Below are 25861 nucleotides of genomic sequence, written 5' to 3'. Positions count from 1 at the left end.
ATAGATGCGATGAAGCAGCAAACAGATGCAATGAAGCAGGAAACAGATGCAATGAAACAAGAAATAGATGCAATGAAGCGGGAAATAGATGTGATGAAGCGGTAAACAGATGCAACGAACGGCCGAACGGAAGCAATGAAGCGACAAAACAAATGCAACAAAGCGCCAGGCACAGGCATTGATTCTATAAACAAATGCAGTTTCATACATGTCATTTAACGAATAAATTAGAAGAAAATTTTCATAAAAGTTTTAATTGCTAAAATGTTCGTTCCAATCGTAAAATTTCATTGCCAAGGTGCATTAAATGCGAACGTGAGTGGTAATTTAGAGTCTATCCAACGATGGAAACGCTCTTATCGGAATGATATAATAAATGGCAGATAGGAGTGGGTAAAAATGATTTCAGAAATGAAGCAAACGACCTTTCCACGTATCGATGATGCGAAATGGCGTGAAGTTGCCGAAACATCGTTACGAGGATTACCATTTGAAAAACTAATTACAAAAACATTAGAAGATATTGACATTGAACCATTATATACAAAGGAAGCGTTCGAACGACAATATGCAGACAAACATGATGCAATGTTGAAAACGATTCGAAAAGGGATCGGCTCCCAGAACTGGACGATTGCTCAACGTTCGTATGCAAAAGATGGTGCAAAATTTTTAGAAGATTCCATAGTCGCCATTGAAAAAGGGAACGAAGCAATTGTTTATGACGGAGCACATGGGGTCGTTTGGACAGACGATCAACTGAAGAAATTAGCAACGCTCATGACGAAATATCCAATTTATGCATTCCAGGTACATAGTAATGACGATTTTTTATCCGTTTTCAATAATATTAACGAATCTGACCGTGCCCTTGTTCGAGGTGCTGTAACAGGATATGACATTGATTTGCCTAATGGTTATGACAATGTTCGTACAGTTGTAGCAGATTTAGTCGAAGATCATGACCGTGGAGCAGATATTGTTACGGAATTAGCGCTTACGTTAGCGATTGCGACAGAACAATTAGAGGAATATGATTCTTTTACTGCATTTGCGAATGATTTCATCGTGCGATATGCCATCGATACGAATTTCTTTATGGAAATGGCGAAACTTCGTGCATTCCGTTTATTATGGCAAACATTAGCAGAAGCATATGGGGAGAAAGAAGCACCGAATGCAATGATCTATACAGAAACATCTTTACGTACATATTCAAAACTGGATATTTATGTAAATTTACTTCGTGCAGGAAATGAAGCGTTTTCGGCTGTACTTGGTGGAGCGGATGTTGTGACGGTCCATCCACATGATGTATTGTCAGCGATTACACCACAGTCCGAACGAATTGCTCGTAATGTACAGCTCGTTATTAAAGAAGAAACGTTTGTTCATTATGTGTTAGATCCTGCTGGTGGTTCGTATTATATTGATTCGTTAACAGACCAGTTAGTGGAAAGAGCTTGGCAAGCATTTTTAGAGATAGAGGAAAAAGGTGGCTATTTAGCATATGTAAATAGTGATGCTTATAATGAAAAAATTGCTTCCTTACATGAAAAGCGACTGACGTTATTAAGCACACATAAAGCGTCATTAATTGGAACGAATATATATGCAGACTTAGAAAATGTGATAGAAGATGATCAGCCGACATTAGTCGTGGAAAATCGCCTAGCAGAACCTTATGAAAACTTCCGAAACTACTTTAAGGAAAATCAACTAAATGTTGTTTTATTAAATTTCGGTATGTTAAAAGATTACAAACCTCGTGCAGATTTTGCGAAAGGATTTTTAGCTGCAGGTGGTATTGAAGTTAGTGCTGAACCAGCGTTTAATACAGCAGAAGAAGGGGCGAAATGGGCGAAGGAGAATTCATTTGATTATGCGATAATTTGTGCGTCTGCAAAGGAAACAGAGACATTTGTCGATGGCTTTGTAGAGCATTTCCCGGGTAATAAAAAAATCGATGTTGCAGGAAAATGTGCACCTGAGCTTGCAGAAAAATGGCAAGCGAAGGGAATCCATGGGTATATATATAAAGGACAAGATCAATTAGAAAAATTTCAACTTTTACAAAGTTTTGTAGAAAAGGAGGGGCGTTAAATGATAAAGCCGAACTTTACAAATGTCCAACCGAAATTAACGGCAGATATGGAAAAAGTGGAACAAGAGGTAGCCGTTGAAACGAACGAAGGTATATCTGTGAAAAATGTGTATCGTAAGGAAGATGTGCAGCATCTGGAGCATTTACATGATTATGCGGGAGTGGCCCCGAATACGCGTGGACCATATCCGACAATGTATGTAACACGTCCTTGGACTGTAAGGCAATATGCAGGTTTCTCGACAGCGGAGGAGAGTAACGCATTTTATCGTCGTAACTTAGCGATGGGACAAAAAGGACTGTCGGTTGCGTTTGACCTTGCCACACACCGTGGTTATGACTCCAATCATGAGCGAGTCCATGGGGATGTTGGAAAAGCAGGGGTGGCAATTGACTCTGTAGAAGATATGAAAATTTTATTCGACGGCATTCCATTAGATGAAATGTCTGTATCGATGACGATGAATGGTGCGGTATTACCAGTTATGGCATTTTATATTATCGCAGCGGAGGAACAAGGAGTACCACCTGAAAAATTAGCGGGAACGATTCAAAATGATATTTTGAAAGAATATATGGTTCGTAACACTTATATTTTCCCACCTGAAATGTCGATGAAAATTATCGCGGACATTTTTGAATATACGTCAAAATTCATGCCGAAGTTCAACTCGATTTCTATTTCGGGGTATCATATGCAAGAGGCGGGAGCGACGGCAGATATCGAGTTAGCATATACATTAGCAGATGGGCTAGAATATGTACGAACAGGATTGAAGGCTGGTATCGATGTAGATTCATTTGCTCCAAGATTATCGTTTTTCTGGGCAATTGGAAAAAACTATTTTATGGAAGTTGCGAAGATGCGTGCTGCACGTCGTATGTGGGCACAAATGATGCAAACATTTAATCCAAAAAATGCCAAATCACTTGCGTTACGTACACATTCACAAACATCTGGTTGGAGTTTAACAGAGCAAGATCCATTCAATAATGTGACACGTACATTAATCGAGGCGAATGCTGCAGCGATGGGACATACACAAAGTTTACATACGAATGCATTGGATGAGGCGATTGCCCTTCCGACAGATTTCTCAGCGAGAATTGCACGTAATACACAATTGTTCTTACAAGAAGAAACGATGATGACGAATGTGGCAGACCCTTGGGGTGGTTCGTATTATGTGGAAAAATTAACAGATGAGTTAATGGAAAAAGCTTGGGATTTAATTGAAGAAATTGAGGAGTTAGGTGGTATGGCTAAGGCGATTGATACTGGCCTACCAAAATTAAAAATAGAAGAAGCAGCGGCGAAGCGACAAGCACAAATTGACTCTCAAACAGAAGCGATTATCGGCATGAACAAATATCAATTAGAAGAAGAGGAACCGATTGATATTTTAGATATTGATAATACAGTTGTACGTGAAAAACAGATTGAACGGATTGAAACGATGAAAGCAAATCGAGATGAACAAGAAGTTCAACGTTTATTACAAGAGTTGACAGAAGCAGGACGTACAGGTGAGAAGAATTTACTTGCATGTGCGGTAGATTGTGCGCGAGCTCGAGCGACTATCGGAGAGATATCAGATGCAATTGAAGCTGTATCCGGACGACATAAGGCGGTGATTCAATCGGTGAGCGGTGTATATAGTTCAAATTTTGATAACCAAGAGGAAATCGAAGAAATGCAACGAATGACAGAGGAATTTCTAGAAAATGAAGGAAGAAGACCGCGTATTTTAGTTGCAAAAATGGGACAAGACGGGCATGACCGTGGAGCAAAAGTAGTTGCATCTTCTTATGCAGACTTAGGATTTGATGTTGATATCGGGCCACTTTTCCAAACACCTGCGGAAACAGCGGCACAAGCTGTTGAAAATGACGTACATGTCATCGGTGTAAGTTCGTTAGCAGCAGGACATAAAACATTAGTACCTCAATTGAAGGCAGAGTTAGAAAAACTAGGTCGTGACGATATTTTAATTATCGTTGGTGGAGTTATTCCAGCCCAAGATTATGAAGCATTGTATGAAAGCGGAGCAGTAGCGATTTTTGGACCTGGTACAGTTATTCCAGTAGCATCGCAAATTATATTGGAAGAAATTTACAAAAAGCTTGGATACGAGGAAGTGGAAGAATGAACCACAAAAAAAACGAAGACAAGTCGCAGGAAAAAGATAGTGCATTGCATGTCATGGGGGGCATCCATAGCTCCCATGACGGCATGAAACGAAAAAAACGTCGTCGTTTTGTAAAAAAAGAAACATCTGTCAATATCGATTCGTTATTTCATTCGATTGCTGCTGGTTCCAGAAATGATTTAGCACGTGGGATTACACTAATTGAAAGTATGAAACGAAGTGACCATGATCTAGCACAAAATTTGCTCCAAAAGGCATTACCATATACGGGAGAAAGTGTTCGTATTGGTGTCAGTGGCGTACCTGGTGCCGGAAAAAGTACGTTCATTGAAACGTTTGGGCTGATGCTAGCAGATAAGGGACATAAAGTTGCTGTTCTTGCGATTGATCCGAGCTCTGCTGTTTCCGGTGGAAGTATTTTAGGGGATAAAACACGTATGGAAAAACTGACGAATCATCCGAATGCATTTATCCGTCCATCTCCAACATCTGGTACGCTTGGGGGCGTTCATCGGAAAACACGTGAGACGATGCTTTTATGTGAGGCAGCAGGTTTTGACATTATTTTAATCGAAACAGTTGGTGTTGGTCAAAGTGAAATTGCCGTGCGAAATATGGTCGATTTTTTTGCAATGGTCGCCATTACTGGTGCGGGGGATGATCTACAAGGAATGAAAAAAGGGATCATGGAAATTACAGATCTCATTATCGTTCATAAAGCAGACGGAGATAATGTACGCCGTGCGAAACGAACGGCTCGTGAATTTAAGCAAATTTTACATTATTTACAACCAGCAACACCTGGGTGGTTATCGACTGCACTACCTGTCTCCTCTTATGAAAAAACAGGACATGAAGAAGTGTGGGAAACAATCCATGATTTCCGAGAAAAAGTGATGGAAACTGGTTATTGGGATGATCGGCGTAAAAATCAAGTGAAAAATTGGTTTCATGATATGATTTATGAAGAACTTGTCGAACAGTTTTTCCGTCGTGATGGAGTAAAAGAAAAGGTAGCACAGTTAGAAGCAAAAATTTTAGCGGATGAACTACCGGTGACAAAAGCGATGGAGCTATTGTTTCAAGAGGAACAGTAAGAAAGCGTCGGGAAATACCGATAACGAAATATAGCACGAACGACAAATGGCGGCAGTAGAATTCTACTGCCGCTATTTTCACTTTATAAAACGGTGCTGTAGATGAAGCGAGGTAACAAAATTACCTTACTCTTTCGTTATTTCGTCTTTACAATGTTGAAACTTTCCCTATGAAACATGTAAAATAAAGGAAAGGATAGGAATGGAGGGGTATATGATGGAGGAAAATCGATCGACATGGAAACATGTGACACTTTATTATTATATAACGATCATTGTTGCGATCACGCTCATATTCGGATTTGCCCCAGTTGACGATTCGATTGATGGTCCGATCACAATCATTCTTACATTGTATTTACTTGGATTTCCGATAGTTTTACGTTATACATATCGCTACGCATTACATATATTTTTGTTCATGCTAGCATTTATAACTGGATTTTACGGTTTCTATCATTTATCTGTTGATAACCATTCATTGTCAAATGCCTTATATTTTACGTTCCGCCTTTATTTAATTGATTTTGCAGATGTATTTACGGTCGATGGAACGAGCCCGACGCAATATCCCCTATTACTAGAAATTGCTCGTTGGTCTGCTGCATCTTACACGATATCGACAGTTTTCATTGCAATGTACCGAACATTAGAAATGAGGATATTACTTTTTCGTGTACAACGATTGGGGAAACATCATATTATTTTTGGCTATCATGAAAAAAGTCATTTACTAATAGAGGATTTACGAAATCATCGGGAGACGGTCGTCGTCATTGACGAAAGTTTCTCCACAGATGCTATACAACGACTAGAAGAAATGGGCGTAATCGTCTTACAAACGGCAATCCATGACCAAACGATTTTTTCAAAAAGTGCCATCCATAAAGCAAAGTCGGTCATATTGTTTGAAGAAAAAGATGAAGATAGTTTATATACATTAATGGAATTAGAAAATGTTGTAGAACGTCAACAGAAGCCGATGCGATTACAAAAATTAATTATCCATTTAGAAAACGTACGTTATCAAAAGGAATTAACGTCATTTATCGAAAATATGGAAGGATTTTCATTCCATGTCGAAATGATCAATGTATACAATATGCTATCCGTTAAATTTTGGCAAGAGCATGAGCATCTATTTACGAAATCAGAACGATTAGATCTATTAGTTGTCGGTAACGGAAAAATCGGAACAGAAATGGTCGCGGAGGCTGAAAAAATGTATGAAAAAGTTCATGCATCTGTCCCGTTATCGCTAACTGTGTTAGGAGATTTTCCTACAAAAGCGTATATTGGCAACCAGAAACATATCCCATTTCATGCCGAAACAGATGAACTTGTTACAGTAATTGAAAACGATGAAAAAGATTTCACGCATATTTTTATTTGTTTAGAAGAAGATTATGTCGATTTAATGGAAGGCATCGACTTATCGGAAATCTTTCCGGAAACACCTATTTTTATGAATTTTTCGGATAAAATGATTGACCATACATTTAAAATTGTCACGACAGAAAGTGAAAAAACGTTGTACAGCATGGGGACGTTGAAGGATGTATTAACGAAAGAAATACTAAAGTTATAGAAAAACTAGAAGCAATGAGAAAACTCATGATACTTCTAGTTTTTTGTGTTTAAAAAGCGCCAGAATAAACCGATGCTAAATAGATGAAATTTTCAAAAAATAAGTATAATGAAACGTATGCATAAATATAAGAGCGATGTATATCATATTTTTTTGCATTCATTCATATCATAAAGGAGAACACAGCATGAAAAAAAAGTTAGGGATCGTTTTAACACTTATTACTGCTTTATTGCTTGCAGCATGTAGTGGGAATGGTGGGAATCATTCTAAAAATAGTGGTGATGCAAAAGGGGCAACAGTCGAACTAGATTTATCGAATGTTTGGTCACCTGGACACCACGTGGAAGAATATATTCAAAGTTTCATTGAACAAGTAGATAAGGCAACGGACGGTGAAGTGATGATAACCTCGTATCCAGGATCTACACTTGCCGCATCAGATGATCAAGTAGATGCAGTGATGACTGGCGCAGTGGACCTTGCAGTTAGTGTACATAGTTATACACCGAATGAATTTCCACTATCATCTGTGATGAAATTACCACAAATGGCAGAAAATGCACATGAAGGATCAAGTATTTTATATGATTTAATGGAAGAGTTCGATGAATTTGATGAGGAATACGATGGCATGGTGCCACTATGGGTGTTCACTTCAGATCCGGGACAAATTTTTACGACAGATAAACCAGTAAAAAGTGTCGAAGATTTAAAAGGGATGAAAATTCGCTCTCCATCAGCAATGACGAATAAATGGTTAGAAGCATTAGGTGCGACACCTGTTTCCATGCCGATGGATGAAAGTTTTGAAGCGTTGGAACGTGGTGTAGTAGATGGAACGATTGCACCTTGGGAAGCGGTAGATGCGTGGAGTTTAGGGGAAGTTGTCAATTACGCAACCGTTGGAAACTTCTACTTAACGACATTTTATGCGGTAATGAATGAAGACGTTTGGAATGATTTAGGCGAGGAAACGCAAGAACAATTACAAACGATACTCGATAAGGAATTATCGTTAAAAGCTGGTGATTCCTATGATACAGTTGGTAATGCAGCTCAAGAGGCAGCAGAAGAAAACGGTATGGAAATATATGAATTAGATGAAAAGGAATTAGAAGAATGGGCAACATATATTAATCCAACGATAGAAGATTGGATTGCAGATATGAATGACCGTGGCTTACCAGGTCAAGAAATATACGATCGCGCAAAAGCATTACAAGCGGAGCAAAAGTAACGTCGTGCGAATATGTACATGACGATTATGCAATCGGGTAGCAGAATATAACCATTTTATGTAAGTGGAAACCAATTGCTATGAATTTATCCCGCTGTGTGAACATATTTTGCGTTCATTTTTTATAAAACTGAAAAAACTTCATGAAAAGATTAGTCATCAAGAATAAGCGCTAAAAGCGTATGTATTCGACAAAATAGTACACAATATGTTGTACATTTTGCTGAAGATGGCTAATCTTTTTAAAAATTTCTGAATGTAACCGTTGCCAAAATGAAAAATATCGTTTATAGTAATAATTAGTATAATTTTTTTATTTTCCCACTGCATGAATGAGGATTCATTCAAGCGCTAACGCGAAGCGAAGAAAAAGCTCGTGTTTTGTCGCATAAAAAATAAATGACGCTTCATTCAATATGTGGCTATATAAAAAAGAACAAACAAAGATGTAAGGAGGATTACAATATGACACATCGTATTAAAAGGGCTGCAGTATTAGGTTCTGGTGTGATGGGGTCGGCGATCGCAGCACATTTAGCGAACAATGGAATCCCAACAATCATGCTTGATATTGTACCGAGAGATGTCACAGAAGATGAAAAGAAAAAAGGATTAACGTTAGAAGATAAGGCGGTAAGAAACCGAATTGCACAAGCAGGGAAACAGGCGTTATTAAAACAAAAACCATCACCAATTACATCAAAGAAAAGTTTGGACTTAATTACAGTAGGTAACTTAGAAGATGATTTAGAAAAATTAGCAGACGTTGATTGGATTGTCGAAGTTGTCGTTGAAAACTTAAATATTAAAAAGCAAGTATACGCAAATATCGACAAAGTTAGAAAAGAAGGAACGATTGTATCGTCAAATACATCCGGAATTTCCGTGGAAGCGATGATTGAAGATTGTTCAGAAGATATGAAAAAGCATTTCTTAGGAACGCATTTCTTCAACCCACCACGTTACTTAAAATTATTAGAAATTATTCCGACACAACATACAGATGAAGATGTATTAAACTTCATGAAACAATTTGGGGAAGATGTATTAGGAAAAGGTGTCGTCGTAGCAAAAGATACACCGAACTTTATCGGAAACCGAATTGGAACATACGGTTTATTAGTTACAGTACAAGAAATGTTGAAACAAGGATTAACGATTGGAGAAGTTGATTCTATTACTGGTCCATTAATCGGACGTCCGAAAAGTGCTACATTCCGTACATTAGATGTTGTCGGATTAGATACATTCATTCATGTTGCAAATACTGCATATGAAAAAGTAGAAGGCGATGAGAAGAAAGTATTCGAAATTCCATCGTTCATGAAAGAAATGAATGAGCGCGGTTGGCTAGGTGCAAAAGCGAAGCAAGGATTTTTTAAGAAAGAAAAAGGGGAAAAAGGCAGCGTCATTTTAGAGCTTGACCCAGAAACTTTCGAATATAGCGAACAAAAGAAATTAAAAACTGCTGCGGTGGAAATGGCGAAACAACAAAAAGGAACACGCAAGAAAATTAAAGCAGTCGTATCTCAACAAGGCGACAAAGCAAGTGATTTCTTATGGAGTATCTTAAAGCCAACATTATTATACAGTGCAGAGTTATTAGGTGAAATTGCAGATGATCTAACACAGATCGACAATGCGATGAAATGGGGCTTCGGCTGGCAATATGGTCCATTTGAAACATGGGATGCAATCGGTGTTCGTAAATCGGTTGAACGTATGAAAGCAGAAGGCGAAACAATTCCAGCTTGGGTAGAAACATTACTTGAAAAAGGAAATGAAACGTTCTATAAGGAAGGAAATGGAAACGTTTACTATTTTGATCAGGAAGATTATGCACAAGTTGAATTTAATGAAAAAGAAATTAATATTCGTCGTTTAAAAGAAACGAACGACGTCATTATGAAAAATAGTGGAGCAAGTTTAGTTGATATCGGAGACGGAGTAGCATTATTAGAGTTTACTTCGCCGAACAACTCCATCGGGCTTGACGTCATTCAAATGATTAATAAATCTATTGAAGAAGTAGAGAAAAACTACGAAGGACTTGTAATTGGTAACCAAGGGAAAAACTTCTGTGTTGGTGCGAACTTAGCATTAATGTTAATGGAAGCACAAGACCAAAACTTCTTTGAATTAGATATGGTCGTTCGTCAATTCCAAAACATGACACAAAATATTAAATATAGTGAGAAACCAGTAGTAACAGCACCATTTAATATGTCTTTAGGTGGTGGAGCAGAAGTCACTTTACCAGCTGCAAGCGTTCAAGCTTCTACAGAAACATATTTAGGATTAGTAGAAGTGGGAGTTGGATTAATCCCAGGTGGTGGAGGAACGAAGGAATTATATTTAAAGATGCTTCGTGACATGCCACAAGGTGTTAATTTTGACTTAATGCAAGTAGCGAATACAGTGTTTGAACGTGTGGCAACAGCTGCGGTATCCACTTCAGCAGAAGAAGCACGTGAAAATGGATTTTTAAATCGTTATGACGGCATTAGTGTGAATCCTGACCATCAGTTATATGATGCCAAACAACGTGTATTAGGCTTAAGCAAATTAGGTTATAAGGCACCGAAACCAGAAATGATTCCAGTTGTTGGTGATGCGGGATATGGAGCAATGGTGTTAGGAGCGAAAAACTTACACTTAAGCGGATATGCATCTGAACATGATTTAAAAATTGCGGAGAAATTAGCATATGTTATTTCTGGTGGCCGAATTAATGAAGGATCACTAATCGACGAAGAAACAATGTTAGCACTAGAGCGTGAAGCATTCCTAAGCTTAATCGGTGAGCCGAAGACGCAAATGCGTATGCAACATATGTTATTAAAAGGAAAACCATTACGTAACTAATCATAGATGAAAGTTTTGAAAAAGAAGGAGGAATTTTCGTGAGAGAAGCAGTCATTGTTGCAGGAGCAAGAACCCCTGTAGGACGTGCGAAACGAGGGTCACTTGCACATGTTAGACCAGATGATTTAGCTGCGATTACAGTAAAAGAAACATTGAAGCGTGCAAGAAATTACGACGGAAATATCGATGATGTAATTTTTGGTAATGCGATGCCAGAAGCAGAACAAGGAATGAATATGGCAAACAATATTGCCGGACTTGCTGGATTGAAAGAAGAGACACCGGCACTGACGATTAACCGTTATTGTTCGAGTGGATTACAAAGTATTGCATTCGGTGCAGAACGTATTATGTTAGGACATAGTGATACGATTTTAGCTGGTGGAGCAGAGTCGATGAGTTTAATACCGATGGGTGGACATGTCATTAAACCGAACTCTTCCCTAGTAGAAAATGCACCAGAATACTATATGGGAATGGGACATACGGCAGAAGAAGTTGCAAATCGATACGGTATTAGCCGTGAAGAACAAGACAGTTTTGCTGTAGAAAGTCATCGAAAAGCAGAAGCGGCAATTAAAGCTGGAAAGTTTAATGACGAAATTGTCCCTGTGGAAGTAACGAATCGCTTCGTCGGTGCGAAACATAAAATTGAAGAAACGACACGTATGTTTGAAATGGATGAAGGTGTTCGTCCAGGAACAACAGTAGAAGTATTAGGGAAATTACGACCGGCATTTAATGTTCGTGGTTCAGTAACAGCTGGTAATGCCTCACAAATGAGTGATGGTGCTGCATCTGTTTTATTAATGGACCGCGAGAAAGCAGAAGCTGAAGGTTTAAAACCGTTATTAAAATTCCGCTCATTTGCAGTTGCCGGTGTAGCACCTGAAGTGATGGGAATTGGTCCTGTTGCAGCTGTGCCGAAAGCGTTAAAATTAGCTGGTTTAGAACTATCAGATATAGGCTTATTTGAATTAAACGAGGCGTTTGCATCTCAATCGATTCAAGTAATGCGTACGTTAGACTTAGATCCAGAAAAAGTTAACGTAAATGGTGGAGCAATTGCACTTGGTCACCCACTAGGAATGACAGGAACGAAATTGACGTTATCGATCATGCATGAAATGATCCGTCGTAACGAACAATTCGGAGTTGTCACAATGTGTATCGGTGGCGGAATGGGTGCTGCTGGAGTATTTGAATTACTTTAATTTTGTGTAAAACTTTCCGCAAAAACCGCTGTTGCGTCTTATAACTCCCATTATCGATAGACCGTAATTTTTGCGGAAGTTTTCATATATGAAAAACCTCTTAAATATTTTCATATTATTCGTGGGGATTGTTGTGCCTTGCACACATCTCCCACACCCTTTTTTATAAAAATGGATGAAATGAGAGGAAACTAAATTTTATTGTATACATGAATCATGAAAACAGAAAGGATGTTAACGATGACAGAGAAATTAATTAAAGGTGGAGCATTTTTAATTGAAGACTTAACTGGTGAGGATGTCATCACACCAGAAGATTTCACAGAAGAACATAAAATGATTGCTAAAACGACAGAAGATTTCGTACAAGGAGAAGTTGTTCCTTTAATCGATAACTTAGAAAATCATGAATTCGAACATTCGGTAAAATTATTGAAAAAAGCTGGGGATTTAGGACTTTTAAGTGCTGATATTCCAGAAGAATATGGTGGGCTTGCATTAGATAAAATTAGTTCATCTTTAATTACGGAAAAATTTGCTCCTGCTGGTGGATTTTCAATTACACATGGTGCACACGTCGGAATTGGGTCCTTACCGATTGTATTTTTCGGAAACCATGAACAAAAGGAAAAATATTTACCGAAATTAGCGACAGGGGAGCTTATCGCTGCGTATGCATTAACAGAGCCTGGTTCGGGTTCAGACGCATTAGGGGCAAAAACGACAGCAAAGTTAAATGATGCTGGAACTCATTTTATTTTAAACGGGGAAAAACAGTGGATCACAAACTCTGATTTCGCTGATGTGTTCGTTGTATATGCTAAAATTGATGGCGAACATTTTTCTGCATTTATTGTAGAGCGTGAATTCCCAGGAGTTTCTGTCGGACCGGAAGAGAAGAAAATGGGAATTAAGAGTTCATCGACACGTACATTAGTATTAGAAGATGCGGAAGTACCGGTAGAAAACTTATTAGGAGAAAAAGGCCGCGGACATATTATTGCGTTTAACATTTTAAACGTTGGTCGTTATAAGTTAGCAATCGGTGGTGTTGGTGGTGCGAAGCGTGGTTTAGAATTAGCGACGAAATATGTTAATGAGCGTAAACAGTTTGGTACACCGATCTCGAGCTTTACTTTAACACAGGAAAAATTAGGAACAATGGCAGCAGAAACATACGCAAATGAAAGTGCTGTATATCGTACAGTAGGGTTATTTGAACAACGTATGGGATCACTGTCAGATGAAGAGTTAAAAGACGGTCGTGAAATTGCAAATGCGATTGCTGAATATCAAATCGAATGTTCCATGAACAAATATACAGCAACAGAACTATTAGACTATGTTGCAGATGAAGCGGTTCAAATGCATGGTGGATATGGTTTCATGGCAGAGTATGAAGTCGAGCGTATGTACCGTGACTCACGTATTAACCGTATTTTTGAAGGAACGAACGAAATTAACCGTTTAATTGTTCCTGGTACATTATTGAAAAAAGCTATGAAAGGTGAATTACCATTATTACAAGCAGCTCAAGGGTTACAGGAAGAGTTGTTAATGATGATGCCAGAAGAAGTTGGCACAGAGCCTTTAGAGCAAGAAAAATATTTATTGAAAAATGCGAAGAAAATCGTATTACTAGGTGCTGGATTAGCTGCTCAAAAATATATGCAAAAGCTAGATGGCGAACAAGAAATCTTAGCAAACTTAGCAGATATGGCGGCAGAAGTGTACAATATGGAAGCGGCAATTTTACGTACGGAAAAAGCAATCGGACGCGATGGTGCGGATAAAGCGAACTTGAAGTTATTATATACACAAGTATATGCACAAGAAGCATTCAACCGTATCGAAGCAGATGCAAAAGAAATCTTAATTGCAGTAGAAGAAGGGGATACATTACGTATGATGTTATCTTCTTTAAGAAAACTAACGCGTCATGATCCAATCAACGTCATTGCGAAAAAACGTGAAATCGCAGCAGAAATCATTGAAGCAGAAAAATATATCGTATAAAATATGCTTTCTTACGGTGTTCATAGAAAATGGTGAACACCGTTTTTCTTATGCATTTGAACCCCCTGTCTCTGCCGTGGGGCCAGATAGCTTTTAGCGTGATATTAAAAATGTCTCCTATCGTGATAAAGTTGCAAGAATGCGGCGTGAAGTTGCAAGAATACGACGCAAAGTTGCAAGAATATCGGTCGGAGTTGCAAGAATATGGCGTGAAGTTGCAAGAATATGGCGTGAAGTTGCAAGAATATCGGTCGGAGTTGCAAGAATATGGCGTGAAGTTGCAAGAATACGGCGTGAAGTTGCAAGAATATGGTCTGAAGTTGCAAGAATCTGGGTGGAAGTTGCAAGAATCTGGGTGGAAGTTGCAAGAATGTGGCTGCGCTAACGCTGAATCAATTGAGCAGTGGAAAAGCACAATCTTCGCACTAGTGGTTTTGATTTTAATAGGTTGGGAGCGGCAGTGGAGCTTTTTTACTTGCTGCCATCATAATTTTTTAGTGTTACAAGTTTAATAGACTAGGATGGGATTTTCCTTATTTGACATTTTTTCATTCCGTGATAAGATAAGGACGAACAAACAAAATTACATATGAACACTAGGGGTGCTTGTGTTACAAGCTGAGATCGGAGTATAACTTCGGGATTCTTACAACCTGATCTAGTTAAGACTAGCGAAGGGAAGTGATGTTTAGTATATATTTTCGGGGGAACTCGAAATTTTTGCATGGACCATATACATACTAGGCCACTTTCCTTTTCATTGGAGAGTGGCTTTTTCATTCTCCTAAAATATCTTTCTTACATTCAGAAGAATCCGAATTTTCTCACTCCATATTAATTATGAAAAGAGGTGAAGTACCTTGTTCCAGCTACATGCTATATCTTCAGGCAATGAAACGGCCACTAGTTTTGCGGAAAAAGCACGCGACATATATGACACCGTTGATTATATACATATTCGTGAACGAACTTGGACGGTGAAAGACTATGAAACTGCGATTCGACTTGTAAAAGCATATGATCCGACTTTACAAAAAATCATTATAAATGATCGTGCAGATATGGCGAGTATGTATGGTGTTCAACGCGTTCATTTACCAGAACATAGTTATGAACCAGCGCAAATCCGTGCTCATTTTCCTCATTTGGAATATGGTTGTGCCGTTCATCAAATTTGTTTTGCACAAAGTCGAGCACGGGAACAAGCGAAATATGTCATGTATGGTCATATTTTTCACACGACTTGTAAAAAGGACTTGGAACCTCGTGGTCTCCGCAAACTAAGCGAGCTCGTACATGCCGTTACGATTCCTGTCATAGCAGTCGGAGGGATTACACCGGACAATATTAGTGCTGTGATGGATACAGGGGCAGCAGGAGCTGCAGTCATGTCGAATATTTTTTCTGTAGAGAATGTTCGTAAAAGCGCACAAGCTTACAAGGATAAAATTTTAGAAAAAGGGAGTGAATGAAATGGATGTACGTATTAATGGGAATAAAATGAATATCCCACAAGATGTGAATACGATTTCTAAGTTGATTGCACATCTGAACATTTCGAATCCGGTTATTATCGTGGAACATAATGCACAAATTTTGCAAAAAGAAGACCATGCTACAGCACAAGTAGCACCGAATGACAACATTGAATTGATTCAATTCGTCGGTGGAGGTTAGAAAACGGTCACCTCTCAAATAAAAACAAAAAGGAGCATACATATGTTACAAATTGGACCATATCATTTTCAATCTAAAATATTTTTAGGGACGGGAAAGTTTTCGAATTTTGATATTCAAAAAGAAGCAGTTGACGCATCAGAAACAGAAGTTTTAACATTTGCTGTACAACGAATGAATATTTATGAGCCAAATCAGCCGAATTTTTTAGAAAAAATTGATTTACAAAAGTTCAAATTTTTACCGAATACTGCCGGTGCGAAAACGGCCGAAGAGGCGGTTCGAATTGCAAAATTAGCACAAGCATCAGGGATATGCCATATGGTGAAAGTTGAAATTATCGGTTGCGATAAAACATTATTGCCAGATCCAGTGGAAACATTAAGGGCAACGGAAATGTTACTGGAAGAAGGGTTTATCGTTTTACCTTATACATCAGATGACGTCGTTTTAGCAAAACGTTTGGAAAATCTTGGTGCACATGCGATTATGCCGGGAGCATCGCCAATCGGTTCGGGTCAAGGAATTGTGAACCCGTTAAATTTACAATTCATTATCGAACAGTCAGAGGTACCTGTCATTGTTGATGCGGGAATCGGGTCCCCGACAGATGTAGCATATGCCATGGAGTTAGGGGCGGATGGTGTGTTATTAAATACAGCTGTTTCAGGAGCAACAGACCCCGTTAAAATGGCAGTGGCAATGAAACTTGCGGTTCAAGCTGGACAGTTAGGATTTGAAGCAGGGAGAATTCCGAAAAAGACCCATGCAGTTGCAAGTAGCCCGCAAGAAGGGCTCGGGCTATGAGACAAGATCGATATTCTAGGCAAATATTATTTCCGCCCATTGGAAACGATGGGCAGGAAATATTGCGAAATAAACATGTGCTCATCATTGGTGTTGGAGCATTAGGTACGCAAAGCGCGGAAATGCTTACACGTGCTGGAATTGGTACATTAACGATTGTTGACCGTGATTATATTGAATGGAGTAATTTACAACGGCAATATTTATTTACAGAAGCAGATGCAGAAAATCGAATGCCGAAAGCTGTTGCGGCGAAGCGAATTTTAAGTGAAATAAATAGTGAAGTAAACATCCATGCACATGTGATGGATGTGACACCGAATGAACTTACATATCTTGCTGATGGAGTGGATGTCATTTTAGATGCGACAGATAATTTTGATATTCGGATGATGATAAATGATATTTCCCATAAAAAAGGCATCCCATGGGTATATGGTTCATGTGTTGGTAGTTATGGTGTTAGTTACACGATTTTACCAGGAAAAACACCTTGCTTACAATGTTTGCTTGGGACAATTCCGATCGGAAGCCAAACTTGTGATACAGCCGGGATTATCCAACCGGCAGCAGCACAAGTCGTGATCCATCAAACGACAGAAACTTTGAAATTACTTCTCGGGGATAACGACGTATTACAAAGGAAATTACTAGCTTTTGATTTATGGAAAAATGAAATCATGCAAATGGATATTCAATCGTATAAGAAAGCTGATTGTCCAACATGTGGCGAGTCCCCGACATATCCTTATTTGAGTTATGAAGAACAGACGAAAGTTGCCGTGTTATGTGGTCGATCATCCGTGCAAATTCGGCCACCTGAGATGCAACAGCGTAACTTGGCGCAAGTTGCCGAGAGCTTAAAACAAACTGGTGGGAAAGTCGAACTTAATGCATTTTTATTATCATTTACTTTTGAAGAAAGACGGATGGTGTTATTTAAAGATGGCCGTGCATTCATCCACGGGACGAATAATCAAGATTATGCCAAATCTTTGTACCATCGATATTTTAGTTAAGGAAGAAATTCGCTATCATGAGGTAGTTTATTGAAACAGTAGGGAGTAAAGTCGCGTCACTTTTTGCATAGAACGTTGTTCAACAAAGGAGGCAATTTTTGCTTGGAAAAGATGTTTTGTGTTAAGGGGTAAAGCATGCACGACGATAGGAATTATTTTTGACATAGAAAGGGATGAACAGAGTGCCATATGAGCGGAAAAACATAGATGAATGGTTCACATTATATGAAAAAATGGTGCGCATTCGACAGTTTGAAAATGAGGTAGAAAAAAATGTTCAGCATGGACATTTGCATGGAACGACTCATTTATATAATGGACAAGAGGCGGTTGCTGTCGGTGTTTGTTCTGCGTTGCAAAACGGGGACTACATATCAAGTACACATCGTGGCCACGGGCATGCGATTGCAATGGGGGCTGACATACATAAAATGATGGCGGAAATGTTCGGCAAAATAACGGGCTATAGTAAGGGAAAAGGTGGTTCGATGCATATAGCAGACATCGAGGAAGGGAATCTTGGCTCAAACGGCGTCGTTGGAGGTGGAATTCCAATCGCTGTTGGGGCGGGATTAAGTATGCAAATGCAGCAAAAGAACAATGTCGTCGCATGTTTTTTCGGGGATGGTGCAATCAATGAAGGAAGTTTTCATGAGGCGTTAAATATGGCATCCATTTGGCAAGTGCCTGTCATTTTCATTTGTGAAAACAATATGTATGGGATGTCGAGCGCAATTGGTGATATGACAAATATTGATCAGTTGTCAGAACGGGCTTTGGCGTACGGAATTCCTGGTGTGACCATTGATGGAAATGATGTTTTAGTTGTAAAAGAAACGATGGAAAGAGCTGTCGAACGCGCGAGAAATGGAGCAGGACCGACCTTCATAGAAGCGAAAACATATCGGTTCAAAGGCCATTCGAAAAGTGATAAGCAATTGTATAGGATGGAGGAAGAAGTCGAAGCATATAAAAAACGGGACCCCCTTATTCAATTGGAGCAAAAATTACTTAATGTTGCAATAGACGCAACAGATCGAATAAAAGCGATACACCATACTGTACAAAGAGAAGTTGACGTGGCAACGGAATTTGCAACAGTCAGTGACGAGCCTGGGATAGATGAACTATATAAGGATGTGTATGCGATTCGGGAGGTGGAACTATGAACGCGCAAACGACGACATATTTGGAGGCGATTCGTGATGCGTTACGAGTTAAACTGCGGGAGGACGAGAAGGTCCTTTTACTCGGAGAAGATATCGGTGTGTATGGTGGTGCTTTTGGGGTGACGGCGACATTGCTGGAGGAGTTTGGATCAGCTCGCGTGCGCGATACACCGATCAGTGAACTCGGAATGACAGGTGTTGCAGTCGGGGCTGCATTAACTGGCATGCGACCTGTCGTCGATATCCAATTTTCTGATTTCTTAACATTAGCCTTAGACCAAGTCGTAAATCAAGCTGCGAAAATCCGTTATATGTACGGTGGAAAGGCGACGGTGCCACTCGTTATTCGTACCCCATCTGGCTCTGGAACAGGTGCAGCTGCCCAACATTCTCAGAGTTTGGAAGCTTGGCTCGCCCATGTTCCAGGTTTAAAAGTAGTCCAACCTTCTACCCCATACGATGCGAAAGGACTACTCATAGCAGCGATAAATGATCCAAATCCAGTCATTTTTTATGAGCATAAATTATTGTATAAAAAGACTGGTGACGTACCGACAGATACTTATGAAATTCCTCTTGGTGTGGCAGATGTGAAGCGGGAAGGCACAGATGTCACGATCATTGCAACAGGTATCATGGTGCAAAAAGCATTACAAGCTGCAATGGACTGTGCTGCTCTCGGTGTATCAGTGGAAGTCATTGATCCACGTACACTCGTGCCATTAGATGAAGCGACGATTCTTAACTCTGTGGAAAAAACGGGACGTGTCATCATCGTCCATGAAGCGGTAAAACGTGGTGGAATTGGTGGAGAAATTACCAGTTTAATTGCCGAGCGAGCCTTTCATGCTTTACGTGCACCAATCATTCGTCTCGGAGGAGCTTTCGTTCCAATGCCATATAATGCAAAATTGGAGAGCCAGGCAGTTCCACAAGTAGAGGATATCGAACGAGCGATAGGGAAACTTGTCAGAGAAACGATTCGCTCATGAAAACTACGTCGAGATTTTTTGTTTCGATGTAGTTTTTTTGTAAATGGATAAAATTGAATTTTGTCGCATGTATTCGTGGTGAAAATGGTGAAACCTCTAGGTGATTTTTGCATTTTCGACCCTGTTTTTTGTCCGAAACAGCAGTTTTGTCTTTTTGCAATATTTGTATAACTAGTTATTGTAAGAAGAAAGGGTGTTAATGGAGGGAGAATATGAACGAATCCGTACAAAAATCATTGCAATTATACGTATATGAATTACTGCAAAATCGCATCGTTTTTTCGAAAGAGGATGAGCAACATTTTTACAAAGAAGTACAAGGATATCGAGGGGAACGTCGTTTTGAACAATTAGTTGTGGAAAAATTACAAGTTGATTATATCGCTTTGTATAGCTTACTCTTTGATAAAAGTGGTCGACTGTCGCAAATTGATTGCTTGTTAATTTTTGCAACGAAACTAGTTTTAGTAGAGGTGAAAAACTTTGAAAATGAATATGCATTTTTCGATGATCAGTTTACCTCACTTCGGACGAATAAAGTGATAGCAAATCCGTTGCATCAATTGAATCGCACAGAAATTTTGTTAAAGGAAATACTTTTATCTCTAAATATTCATCTACCTGTTCTACCTTATGTCGCCTTTGTGAATGATCGTTTCACATTGTACATGAAGCCAAATGACAAAATTGTTTTGCCGACACAATTGCACGGGTTTTTCTCGCATTTAAATAATGAGCGTGCAACCTTGAATGCTACGCACTTCGCTTTAGCTGAAAAATTACGCACCTTACATATAACAGAAAACCGGTTTGCTCGCATCCCTTCATATGAGTGGGCGACTTTGCGAAAAGGAATTACCTGTGTACATTGTCGCAGTTGGATGACGCGAGAATATCGGCATATGCGTTGTACCCAGTGCAAGTATAGAGAATCACTTGCTTCTGCTGTTGTCCGAAGCACTGTAGAATATGCCATCCTTTTTCCTGATGCCCCCATCACAACCGAGCGAATCCACGAATGGGTAGGAGAAATGGTGTCAATTCGAACAATACTATCAACATTGCAAATGTACTTTCAGAAGGAAAATAGTAGGAAGAATGCTAGCTATCAATTTATTACTTAATGTGTATGTAATGGCGCGGGGGATTGTTGGTGAACCCGCGGGATTGTGGTGTATATCCGCAAGTAATCGTGGAAATTGCCGTACACTTGCGTAATTATTGGTTATATCCGCAAGTTGTTGCAGAAATCGCCGTACACTTGCGTAATTATTGGTTATATCCGCAAGTTGTTGCAGAAATCGCCGTACACTTGCGGAATTATAGGTTATATCCGCAAGTTCTCGTTGAAATCGCCGTACACTTGCGGAATTATAGGTTATATCCGCAAGTTCTCGTTGAAATCGCCGTATACTTGCGTAATTACTGGTTATATCCGCAAGTTCCCGAGGAAATTGCCGTATACTTGCGAAATTATTGGTTATATCCGCAAGTTCCCGAGGAAATTGCCGTACACTTGCGGAATTATAGGTTATATCCGCAAGTTGTTGCAGAAATCGCCGTACACTTGCGGAATTATAGGTTATATCCGCAAGTTCTCGTTGAAATCGCCGTACACTTGCGGAATTATAGGTTATATCCGCAAGTTCTCGTTGAAATCGCCGTATACTTGCGTAATTACTGTTTATATCCGCAAGTTCCCGAGGAAATTGCCGTATACTTGCGTAATTATTGGTTATATCCGCAAGTTCCCGAGGAAATTGCCGTACACTTGCGTAATTATTGGTTATATCCGCAAGTTGTTGCAGAAATCGCCGTACACTTGCGTAATTACTGGTTATATCCGCAAGTTCCCGAGGAAATTGCCGTACACTTGCGTAATTACTGTTTATATTCGCAAGTTGTTGCGGAAATTGCCGTACACTTGCGTAATTACAGGTTATATCCGCAAGTTCTCGTTGAAATCGCTGTACACTTGCGGAATTATAGGTTATATCCGCAAGTTCCCGCAGAAACCCCCACACACTTGCGGAATTACAGGTTATATCCGCAAGTTCTCGCAGAAATTGCCGTACACTTGCGTAATTATAGGTTATATCCGCAAGTTCCCGAGGAAATTGCCGTATACTTGCGTAATTATTGGTTATATCCGCAAGTTGTTGCAGAAATCGCCATACACTTGCGAAATTATAGGTTATATCCGCAAGTTCCCGCAGAAACCCCCACGCACTTGCGGAATTACTGTTTATATCCGCAAGTTCCCGCAGAAATCCCCACGCACTTGCGAAATTAATCGGCATACTCACAAGCACCGCCCAAAACGAGCGCTAATTTACGAAATCCAAGTACACATCCACAAGTTTTAAGGAAAAAATTTATCTCTTTGTAGCGGGAGGAATTATTTGCTATAATCAGATTAGTAAATTTTTTATACGGAGGTTTACGATGGCACTAACATTATATTGGTACCCGAATTGTAGTACGTGTAAGAAGGCAAAAAAATGGCTAGATGATAACGGTAAAACGTATGAGCTAGTTCATTTAGTAGAGGAAACACCTTCAGAAGCGACGATTAAATCGCTTATTGAAAAGAGTGCACTAGAGCCGAAGAAATTTTTTAATACGAGTGGAAAAGTGTATCGCGAACAAAATATGAAAGAAAAAATTAAAGATGCAACACTCGATGAAATGGTTACATACTTAGCGTCAAATGGCATGCTTATTAAACGACCGATCCTGACAGACGGCACGAGCGTGACAGTTGGTTTTAAAGAAGAAACATACGAAAATACTTGGAAGTAACTTAGGAGGAGAAAAATATGTCATTACCAACAGAATTATTATATTCAAAAGAACATACGTGGGCACGAGAAGAAGGAAGCGATATTCGTGTCGGGCTTACTAAATTTGCCTTAGAAGAATTAGGAGACATCGTATTTGCGGAACTTCCAGAAATTGGTACGGAAATTGAAATGAACGAACCATTCGGAAGCGTAGAATCTGTGAAAACAGTATCGGAATTATATGCACCGGTTAGTGGTCGTGTAGTGGAAATTAACGGAGCACTACAAGATAACCCTGAAACAGTAAATGAGTCTCCTTATGACCAAGGATGGTTCATCGTCATCGAACCGACAAAGGACGAGCAGTTAGACGAGTTACTTTCAGCAGACGAATACGAAGCATTAATTTCAGCAGAATAATGGAAAAGCTATTCAACGATGGGCGGACAAAACACATCGTGAATAGCTTTTTGTTTTAAAAAGGTGCAATGAAAAGGATGCAATGATAAAATGAAAATAATTATTGTTGAAGGAAAACAAGATAAAAAACGGCTCGAAACGATTATCGATGGCCGTGATGACGTACAAATTTTATGTACATTCGGAACATTTAGTATTGAAAAATTTGATGAAATGCTTGAAACGTATGATTTAGACAATCATCTTGTTTATATTTTCGTTGATGAGGATCGTCCAGGGAAACAACTTAGAAAAAAGTTGAACGAAGAATTGCCTCATGCTGAAAATATGTATATTCCAGAAGAACATATTGAAGTTGAAGCAGCACCATACAATATTCTCGCAACAGAACTCGTCAAATTTCATATTCGAATTAACCCGATATATTTATTAAAAGATTGGTGAGAAAACATGCAAGAGATCAAACAATTACCATTAACGAAGGATGGTTTCCTTTTTATTCATACCCCCTTTTGTGGGACGTGTCATGTCGCAAGAAGTTTTTTACAAAAAATTGAAACAACACATAAAGAGGAAATTTTTCTAGAGATGAATGGCTCCCTATTTCCAGAATTCATGCAAGAGAATAAAATTGAAAGTGTACCGTGTTTACTCATTGTGAAAGATGGGGAAATAAAGGAGAAAATTTATACGTTTCATTCGGTTGCAAACATATATCATTATGTGTTTGAGTATAAACCTGAGTTATTTTCTAGGTAATATGCATTATCGTTGACAAAGATAACAAGGACTGATAAGATTCAATATAATAACCAATTGAATATAATTAACTCTTATGAAGAGCAACGGAGGGACTGGCCCTGTGAAGTTGCGGCAACCTTCAATTCTGAATTGAAAGGTGCTAAATCCTGCAAAGCACACCGCTTTGAGAAATGAGAGAACGTGAAGATATATAATCTTTTTGTTCTCTAGAGCAAAGAGATTTTTTTATTGGAATAAAAAGAAAAGGAGGGTACACATTTTGATTTCGATCAAAAATTTAAAGAAAACATTCACGATTGACAATCGGCCGATCAAGGCAGTTGATGATTTAACATTGGATATCGAAACTGGTGAAATATTCGGTGTGATTGGATATAGTGGGGCTGGAAAAAGTACGTTCGTTCGCTTACTAAATCGCCTTGAAGAACCGACAGCAGGAACTATTACAATTGATGGCGAGAGCATGACCGAATTAAATGCGAAAAATCTTCGTACAGCAAGACAAGATATCGGAATGATTTTCCAACATTTTAATTTATTATGGTCACGAACGACGGAAGATAATATTGCCTTCCCTCTCGAAATCGCTGGTGTGCCAAAAGCAGAAAGAGAAAAAAGAGTAAAAGAACTCATTCAATTAGTTGGATTAGAAGGTAGAGAAAAAGCGTATCCATCCCAACTTAGTGGGGGACAAAAACAACGTGTCGGAATCGCAAGGGCACTCGCGAATAATCCGAAAGTGTTATTGTGTGATGAAGCGACATCTGCACTTGACCCGGAAACGACGAACTCTATTTTAAATTTACTCGTAGATATTAACGAGAAACTCGGTTTGACGATTATTTTAATTACCCATGAAATGAACGTTATTCGAAAAATTTGTCACCGTGTTGCAGTGATGGAACATGGGAAAATTGTGGAACAAGGGAATGTGTATGACGTTTTCACGAATCCACAACATGGGGTGACACAACGATTCATTGGAGAGGTTGTGGAAGAGGGCCGGGAAGATGATACATTGGATGAAGTATTGGAGGAAGTAGAACGAAAAGGAAAAGTTCTTCGATTACGATTCCAAGGTACAGCAACAAATGATGCTCTTATTAGTGAAATTGCGAAAAACTACGATACTCAAGTTAATATTTTACATGGTAAAATTACGAAAACGACATACGGTACGGTTGGTTCACTTGCAATTCAATTAATCGGAGAGAAAACTGAAATAGAGAAAGTTGAAGCTTTTGTTGAAGCTTCCTCGGTAACAGTGGAGGTAATTCGCGATGACACTTGATTTTTCAAAACTTGATACGAGCCAATTGCTTGAAGCTACATATGAAACGTTTTACATGACAATCATCGCACTTATTGGAACTTTTATTTTAGGATTATTGCTTGGTCTATTACTTTATTTAACAGACAAAGATGGTCTATGGGAAAATAAAATATTAAATTTTATCATTGCGACATTTGTTAACGTCTTTCGTGCTATCCCATTCATCATTTTAATTTTATTATTGTTTCCATTAACGAGACTTTTAATTGGAACGATTCGGGGACCGAATGCAGCACTCCCGGCTTTAATTTTAGGAGCGGCACCATTTTACGGTCGTTTAGTGGAAATTGCATTAAAGGAAGTGAATAAAGGTGTTATTGAGGCAGCGAAAGCGATGGGATCAACGACGAGACGTATCATTTTTAAAGTGTTAATCCCAGAATCAATGCCAGCACTTATTTCAGGTATTACCGTTACAGCGATTGCATTAATTGGATACACCGCAATGGCTGGAGCGATCGGAGCAGGTGGACTAGGGAGTTATGCATATTATGCAGGATTCCAACGAAGAATTTTTGAAATTGTCCTCGTCTGTTCAATCATTATAGTAATTGTCGTTTTTATTTTCCAATTCATTGGAGATTTTATATCTAAAAAAATTGATAAAAGGTAAAGGGGAGAATGT

Annotated in this window: 22 protein-coding genes and 2 riboswitches; all 22 genes read left to right on the top strand. The window is 39.0% G+C overall.

Features of this window, described 5'->3' with window-relative positions:
- Nucleotides 1-399 precede the first annotated feature (399 nt).
- The 22 genes from SPD45_RS03205 to SPD45_RS03100 all read left to right on the top strand — a co-directional run bounded on the left by SPD45_RS03205 (nucleotide 400) and on the right by SPD45_RS03100 (nucleotide 25849).
- Nucleotides 400-2103 (top strand): methylmalonyl-CoA mutase family protein, encoded by a 1704-nt coding sequence (locus SPD45_RS03205; protein WP_336266208.1) that lies wholly within the window; start codon nucleotides 400-402, stop codon nucleotides 2101-2103.
- Nucleotides 2104-4254, top strand: a complete 2151-nt coding sequence (gene scpA / locus SPD45_RS03200; RefSeq protein ID WP_336266207.1) for a methylmalonyl-CoA mutase — start codon at nucleotides 2104-2106, stop codon at nucleotides 4252-4254.
- Complete coding sequence (gene meaB / locus SPD45_RS03195) at nucleotides 4251-5351, top strand: methylmalonyl Co-A mutase-associated GTPase MeaB (protein WP_336266206.1); 1101 nt, start codon at nucleotides 4251-4253, stop codon at nucleotides 5349-5351. Before scpA ends, meaB begins: the two co-directional genes overlap by 4 nt.
- A 217-nt stretch (nucleotides 5352-5568) precedes the next feature.
- Complete coding sequence (locus SPD45_RS03190) at nucleotides 5569-6939, top strand: NAD-binding protein (protein ID WP_336266205.1); 1371 nt, start codon at nucleotides 5569-5571, stop codon at nucleotides 6937-6939.
- A gap of 187 nt (nucleotides 6940-7126) precedes the next feature.
- Nucleotides 7127-8179: a TRAP transporter substrate-binding protein gene (locus SPD45_RS03185; protein WP_336266204.1), complete on the top strand. Its 1053-nt coding sequence runs from the start codon at nucleotides 7127-7129 to the stop codon at nucleotides 8177-8179.
- A 465-nt stretch (nucleotides 8180-8644) separates the two neighbouring features.
- A complete protein-coding gene (locus SPD45_RS03180) occupies nucleotides 8645-11044 on the top strand; it encodes a 3-hydroxyacyl-CoA dehydrogenase/enoyl-CoA hydratase family protein (protein ID WP_336266202.1) in 2400 nt (799 codons plus the stop codon).
- Nucleotides 11045-11082: 38 nt separating this feature from the next.
- The gene (locus SPD45_RS03175) at nucleotides 11083-12258 is read left to right on the top strand and encodes an acetyl-CoA C-acetyltransferase (protein WP_336266201.1); all 1176 of its coding nucleotides are present in this window, start codon (nucleotides 11083-11085) and stop codon (nucleotides 12256-12258) included.
- 231 nt (nucleotides 12259-12489) lie between these two features.
- Nucleotides 12490-14274, top strand: a complete 1785-nt coding sequence (locus SPD45_RS03170; protein WP_336266387.1) for an acyl-CoA dehydrogenase family protein — start codon at nucleotides 12490-12492, stop codon at nucleotides 14272-14274.
- Nucleotides 14275-14384: 110 nt separating this feature from the next.
- A complete protein-coding gene (locus SPD45_RS03165; RefSeq protein ID WP_336266200.1) occupies nucleotides 14385-14786 on the top strand; it encodes a hypothetical protein in 402 nt (133 codons plus the stop codon).
- Nucleotides 14787-14862: 76 nt separating this feature from the next.
- A riboswitch (TPP riboswitch) is annotated at nucleotides 14863-14971 on the top strand.
- 163 nt (nucleotides 14972-15134) lie between these two features.
- Entirely contained in the window at nucleotides 15135-15746 is a 612-nt protein-coding gene (locus tag SPD45_RS03160) for a thiamine phosphate synthase (protein WP_336266198.1), read from the top strand.
- Between the two features lies 1 nt (nucleotide 15747).
- Nucleotides 15748-15951, top strand: coding sequence for a sulfur carrier protein ThiS (gene thiS, locus SPD45_RS03155; protein WP_336266196.1), 204 nt, complete (start codon nucleotides 15748-15750; stop codon nucleotides 15949-15951).
- Between the two features lie 42 nt (nucleotides 15952-15993).
- Nucleotides 15994-16758, top strand: coding sequence for a thiazole synthase (locus SPD45_RS03150; RefSeq protein ID WP_336266194.1), 765 nt, complete (start codon nucleotides 15994-15996; stop codon nucleotides 16756-16758).
- On the top strand, nucleotides 16755-17777 hold the full coding sequence (locus tag SPD45_RS03145) for a ThiF family adenylyltransferase (RefSeq protein WP_336266192.1): 1023 nt from the start codon (nucleotides 16755-16757) through the stop codon (nucleotides 17775-17777). The genes SPD45_RS03150 and SPD45_RS03145 overlap by 4 nt, the downstream gene beginning before the upstream one ends.
- Nucleotides 17778-17950: 173 nt before the next feature.
- Nucleotides 17951-18946: a thiamine pyrophosphate-dependent dehydrogenase E1 component subunit alpha gene (locus SPD45_RS03140; protein WP_336266191.1), complete on the top strand. Its 996-nt coding sequence runs from the start codon at nucleotides 17951-17953 to the stop codon at nucleotides 18944-18946.
- On the top strand, nucleotides 18943-19938 hold the full coding sequence (locus SPD45_RS03135) for an alpha-ketoacid dehydrogenase subunit beta (protein ID WP_336266190.1): 996 nt from the start codon (nucleotides 18943-18945) through the stop codon (nucleotides 19936-19938). Before SPD45_RS03140 ends, SPD45_RS03135 begins: the two co-directional genes overlap by 4 nt.
- 212 nt (nucleotides 19939-20150) lie before the next feature.
- Complete coding sequence (locus SPD45_RS03130) at nucleotides 20151-21062, top strand: nuclease-related domain-containing protein (RefSeq protein WP_336266188.1); 912 nt, start codon at nucleotides 20151-20153, stop codon at nucleotides 21060-21062.
- Between the two features lie 1321 nt (nucleotides 21063-22383).
- Complete coding sequence (locus tag SPD45_RS03125) at nucleotides 22384-22740, top strand: arsenate reductase family protein (protein WP_336266187.1); 357 nt, start codon at nucleotides 22384-22386, stop codon at nucleotides 22738-22740.
- Nucleotides 22741-22757: 17 nt separating this feature from the next.
- Nucleotides 22758-23141: a glycine cleavage system protein GcvH gene (gene gcvH, locus SPD45_RS03120; RefSeq protein WP_336266186.1), complete on the top strand. Its 384-nt coding sequence runs from the start codon at nucleotides 22758-22760 to the stop codon at nucleotides 23139-23141.
- 90 nt (nucleotides 23142-23231) lie between these two features.
- On the top strand, nucleotides 23232-23585 hold the full coding sequence (locus tag SPD45_RS03115) for a toprim domain-containing protein (protein WP_336266185.1): 354 nt from the start codon (nucleotides 23232-23234) through the stop codon (nucleotides 23583-23585).
- 6 nt (nucleotides 23586-23591) lie between these two features.
- Nucleotides 23592-23900 (top strand): thioredoxin family protein, encoded by a 309-nt coding sequence (locus tag SPD45_RS03110; protein ID WP_336266183.1) that lies wholly within the window; start codon nucleotides 23592-23594, stop codon nucleotides 23898-23900.
- Nucleotides 23901-23971: 71 nt separating this feature from the next.
- Nucleotides 23972-24080: riboswitch (SAM riboswitch) on the top strand.
- Nucleotides 24081-24162: 82 nt separating this feature from the next.
- Nucleotides 24163-25194: a methionine ABC transporter ATP-binding protein gene (locus tag SPD45_RS03105; protein ID WP_336266182.1), complete on the top strand. Its 1032-nt coding sequence runs from the start codon at nucleotides 24163-24165 to the stop codon at nucleotides 25192-25194.
- Nucleotides 25184-25849 (top strand): methionine ABC transporter permease, encoded by a 666-nt coding sequence (locus SPD45_RS03100; RefSeq protein WP_336266180.1) that lies wholly within the window; start codon nucleotides 25184-25186, stop codon nucleotides 25847-25849. Before SPD45_RS03105 ends, SPD45_RS03100 begins: the two co-directional genes overlap by 11 nt.
- Nucleotides 25850-25861 lie beyond the last annotated feature (12 nt).

Source organism: Pseudogracilibacillus sp. SO10305, from assembly GCF_037072005.1.
GTDB lineage: Bacteria > Bacillota > Bacilli > Bacillales > Amphibacillaceae > Pseudogracilibacillus > Pseudogracilibacillus intestinigallinarum.
This window is presented reverse-complemented; position numbering and strand designations above follow the sequence as displayed.

Bases quoted from the DNA above. Each gene is read 5' to 3' on its own strand.
- SPD45_RS03170 (WP_336266387.1), top strand. From the start codon at position 12,490: ATGTTAACGATGACAGAGAAATTAATTAAAGGTGGAGCATTTTTAATT.
- SPD45_RS03150 (WP_336266194.1), top strand. From the start codon at position 15,994: ATGTTACAAATTGGACCATATCATTTTCAATCTAAAATATTTTTAGGG.
- SPD45_RS03100 (WP_336266180.1), top strand. From the start codon at position 25,184: ATGACACTTGATTTTTCAAAACTTGATACGAGCCAATTGCTTGAAGCT.
- SPD45_RS03185 (WP_336266204.1), top strand. From the start codon at position 7,127: ATGAAAAAAAAGTTAGGGATCGTTTTAACACTTATTACTGCTTTATTG.
- SPD45_RS03115 (WP_336266185.1), top strand. From the start codon at position 23,232: ATGAAAATAATTATTGTTGAAGGAAAACAAGATAAAAAACGGCTCGAA.
- SPD45_RS03165 (WP_336266200.1), top strand. From the start codon at position 14,385: ATGTCTCCTATCGTGATAAAGTTGCAAGAATGCGGCGTGAAGTTGCAA.
- SPD45_RS03130 (WP_336266188.1), top strand. From the start codon at position 20,151: ATGAACGAATCCGTACAAAAATCATTGCAATTATACGTATATGAATTA.
- SPD45_RS03145 (WP_336266192.1), top strand. From the start codon at position 16,755: ATGAGACAAGATCGATATTCTAGGCAAATATTATTTCCGCCCATTGGA.
- SPD45_RS03125 (WP_336266187.1), top strand. From the start codon at position 22,384: ATGGCACTAACATTATATTGGTACCCGAATTGTAGTACGTGTAAGAAG.
- gcvH (WP_336266186.1), top strand. From the start codon at position 22,758: ATGTCATTACCAACAGAATTATTATATTCAAAAGAACATACGTGGGCA.
- scpA (WP_336266207.1), top strand. From the start codon at position 2,104: ATGATAAAGCCGAACTTTACAAATGTCCAACCGAAATTAACGGCAGAT.
- thiS (WP_336266196.1), top strand. From the start codon at position 15,748: ATGGATGTACGTATTAATGGGAATAAAATGAATATCCCACAAGATGTG.
- SPD45_RS03190 (WP_336266205.1), top strand. From the start codon at position 5,569: ATGGAGGAAAATCGATCGACATGGAAACATGTGACACTTTATTATTAT.
- meaB (WP_336266206.1), top strand. From the start codon at position 4,251: ATGAACCACAAAAAAAACGAAGACAAGTCGCAGGAAAAAGATAGTGCA.
- SPD45_RS03180 (WP_336266202.1), top strand. From the start codon at position 8,645: ATGACACATCGTATTAAAAGGGCTGCAGTATTAGGTTCTGGTGTGATG.
- SPD45_RS03135 (WP_336266190.1), top strand. From the start codon at position 18,943: ATGAACGCGCAAACGACGACATATTTGGAGGCGATTCGTGATGCGTTA.
- SPD45_RS03205 (WP_336266208.1), top strand. From the start codon at position 400: ATGATTTCAGAAATGAAGCAAACGACCTTTCCACGTATCGATGATGCG.
- SPD45_RS03140 (WP_336266191.1), top strand. From the start codon at position 17,951: ATGAACAGAGTGCCATATGAGCGGAAAAACATAGATGAATGGTTCACA.
- SPD45_RS03110 (WP_336266183.1), top strand. From the start codon at position 23,592: ATGCAAGAGATCAAACAATTACCATTAACGAAGGATGGTTTCCTTTTT.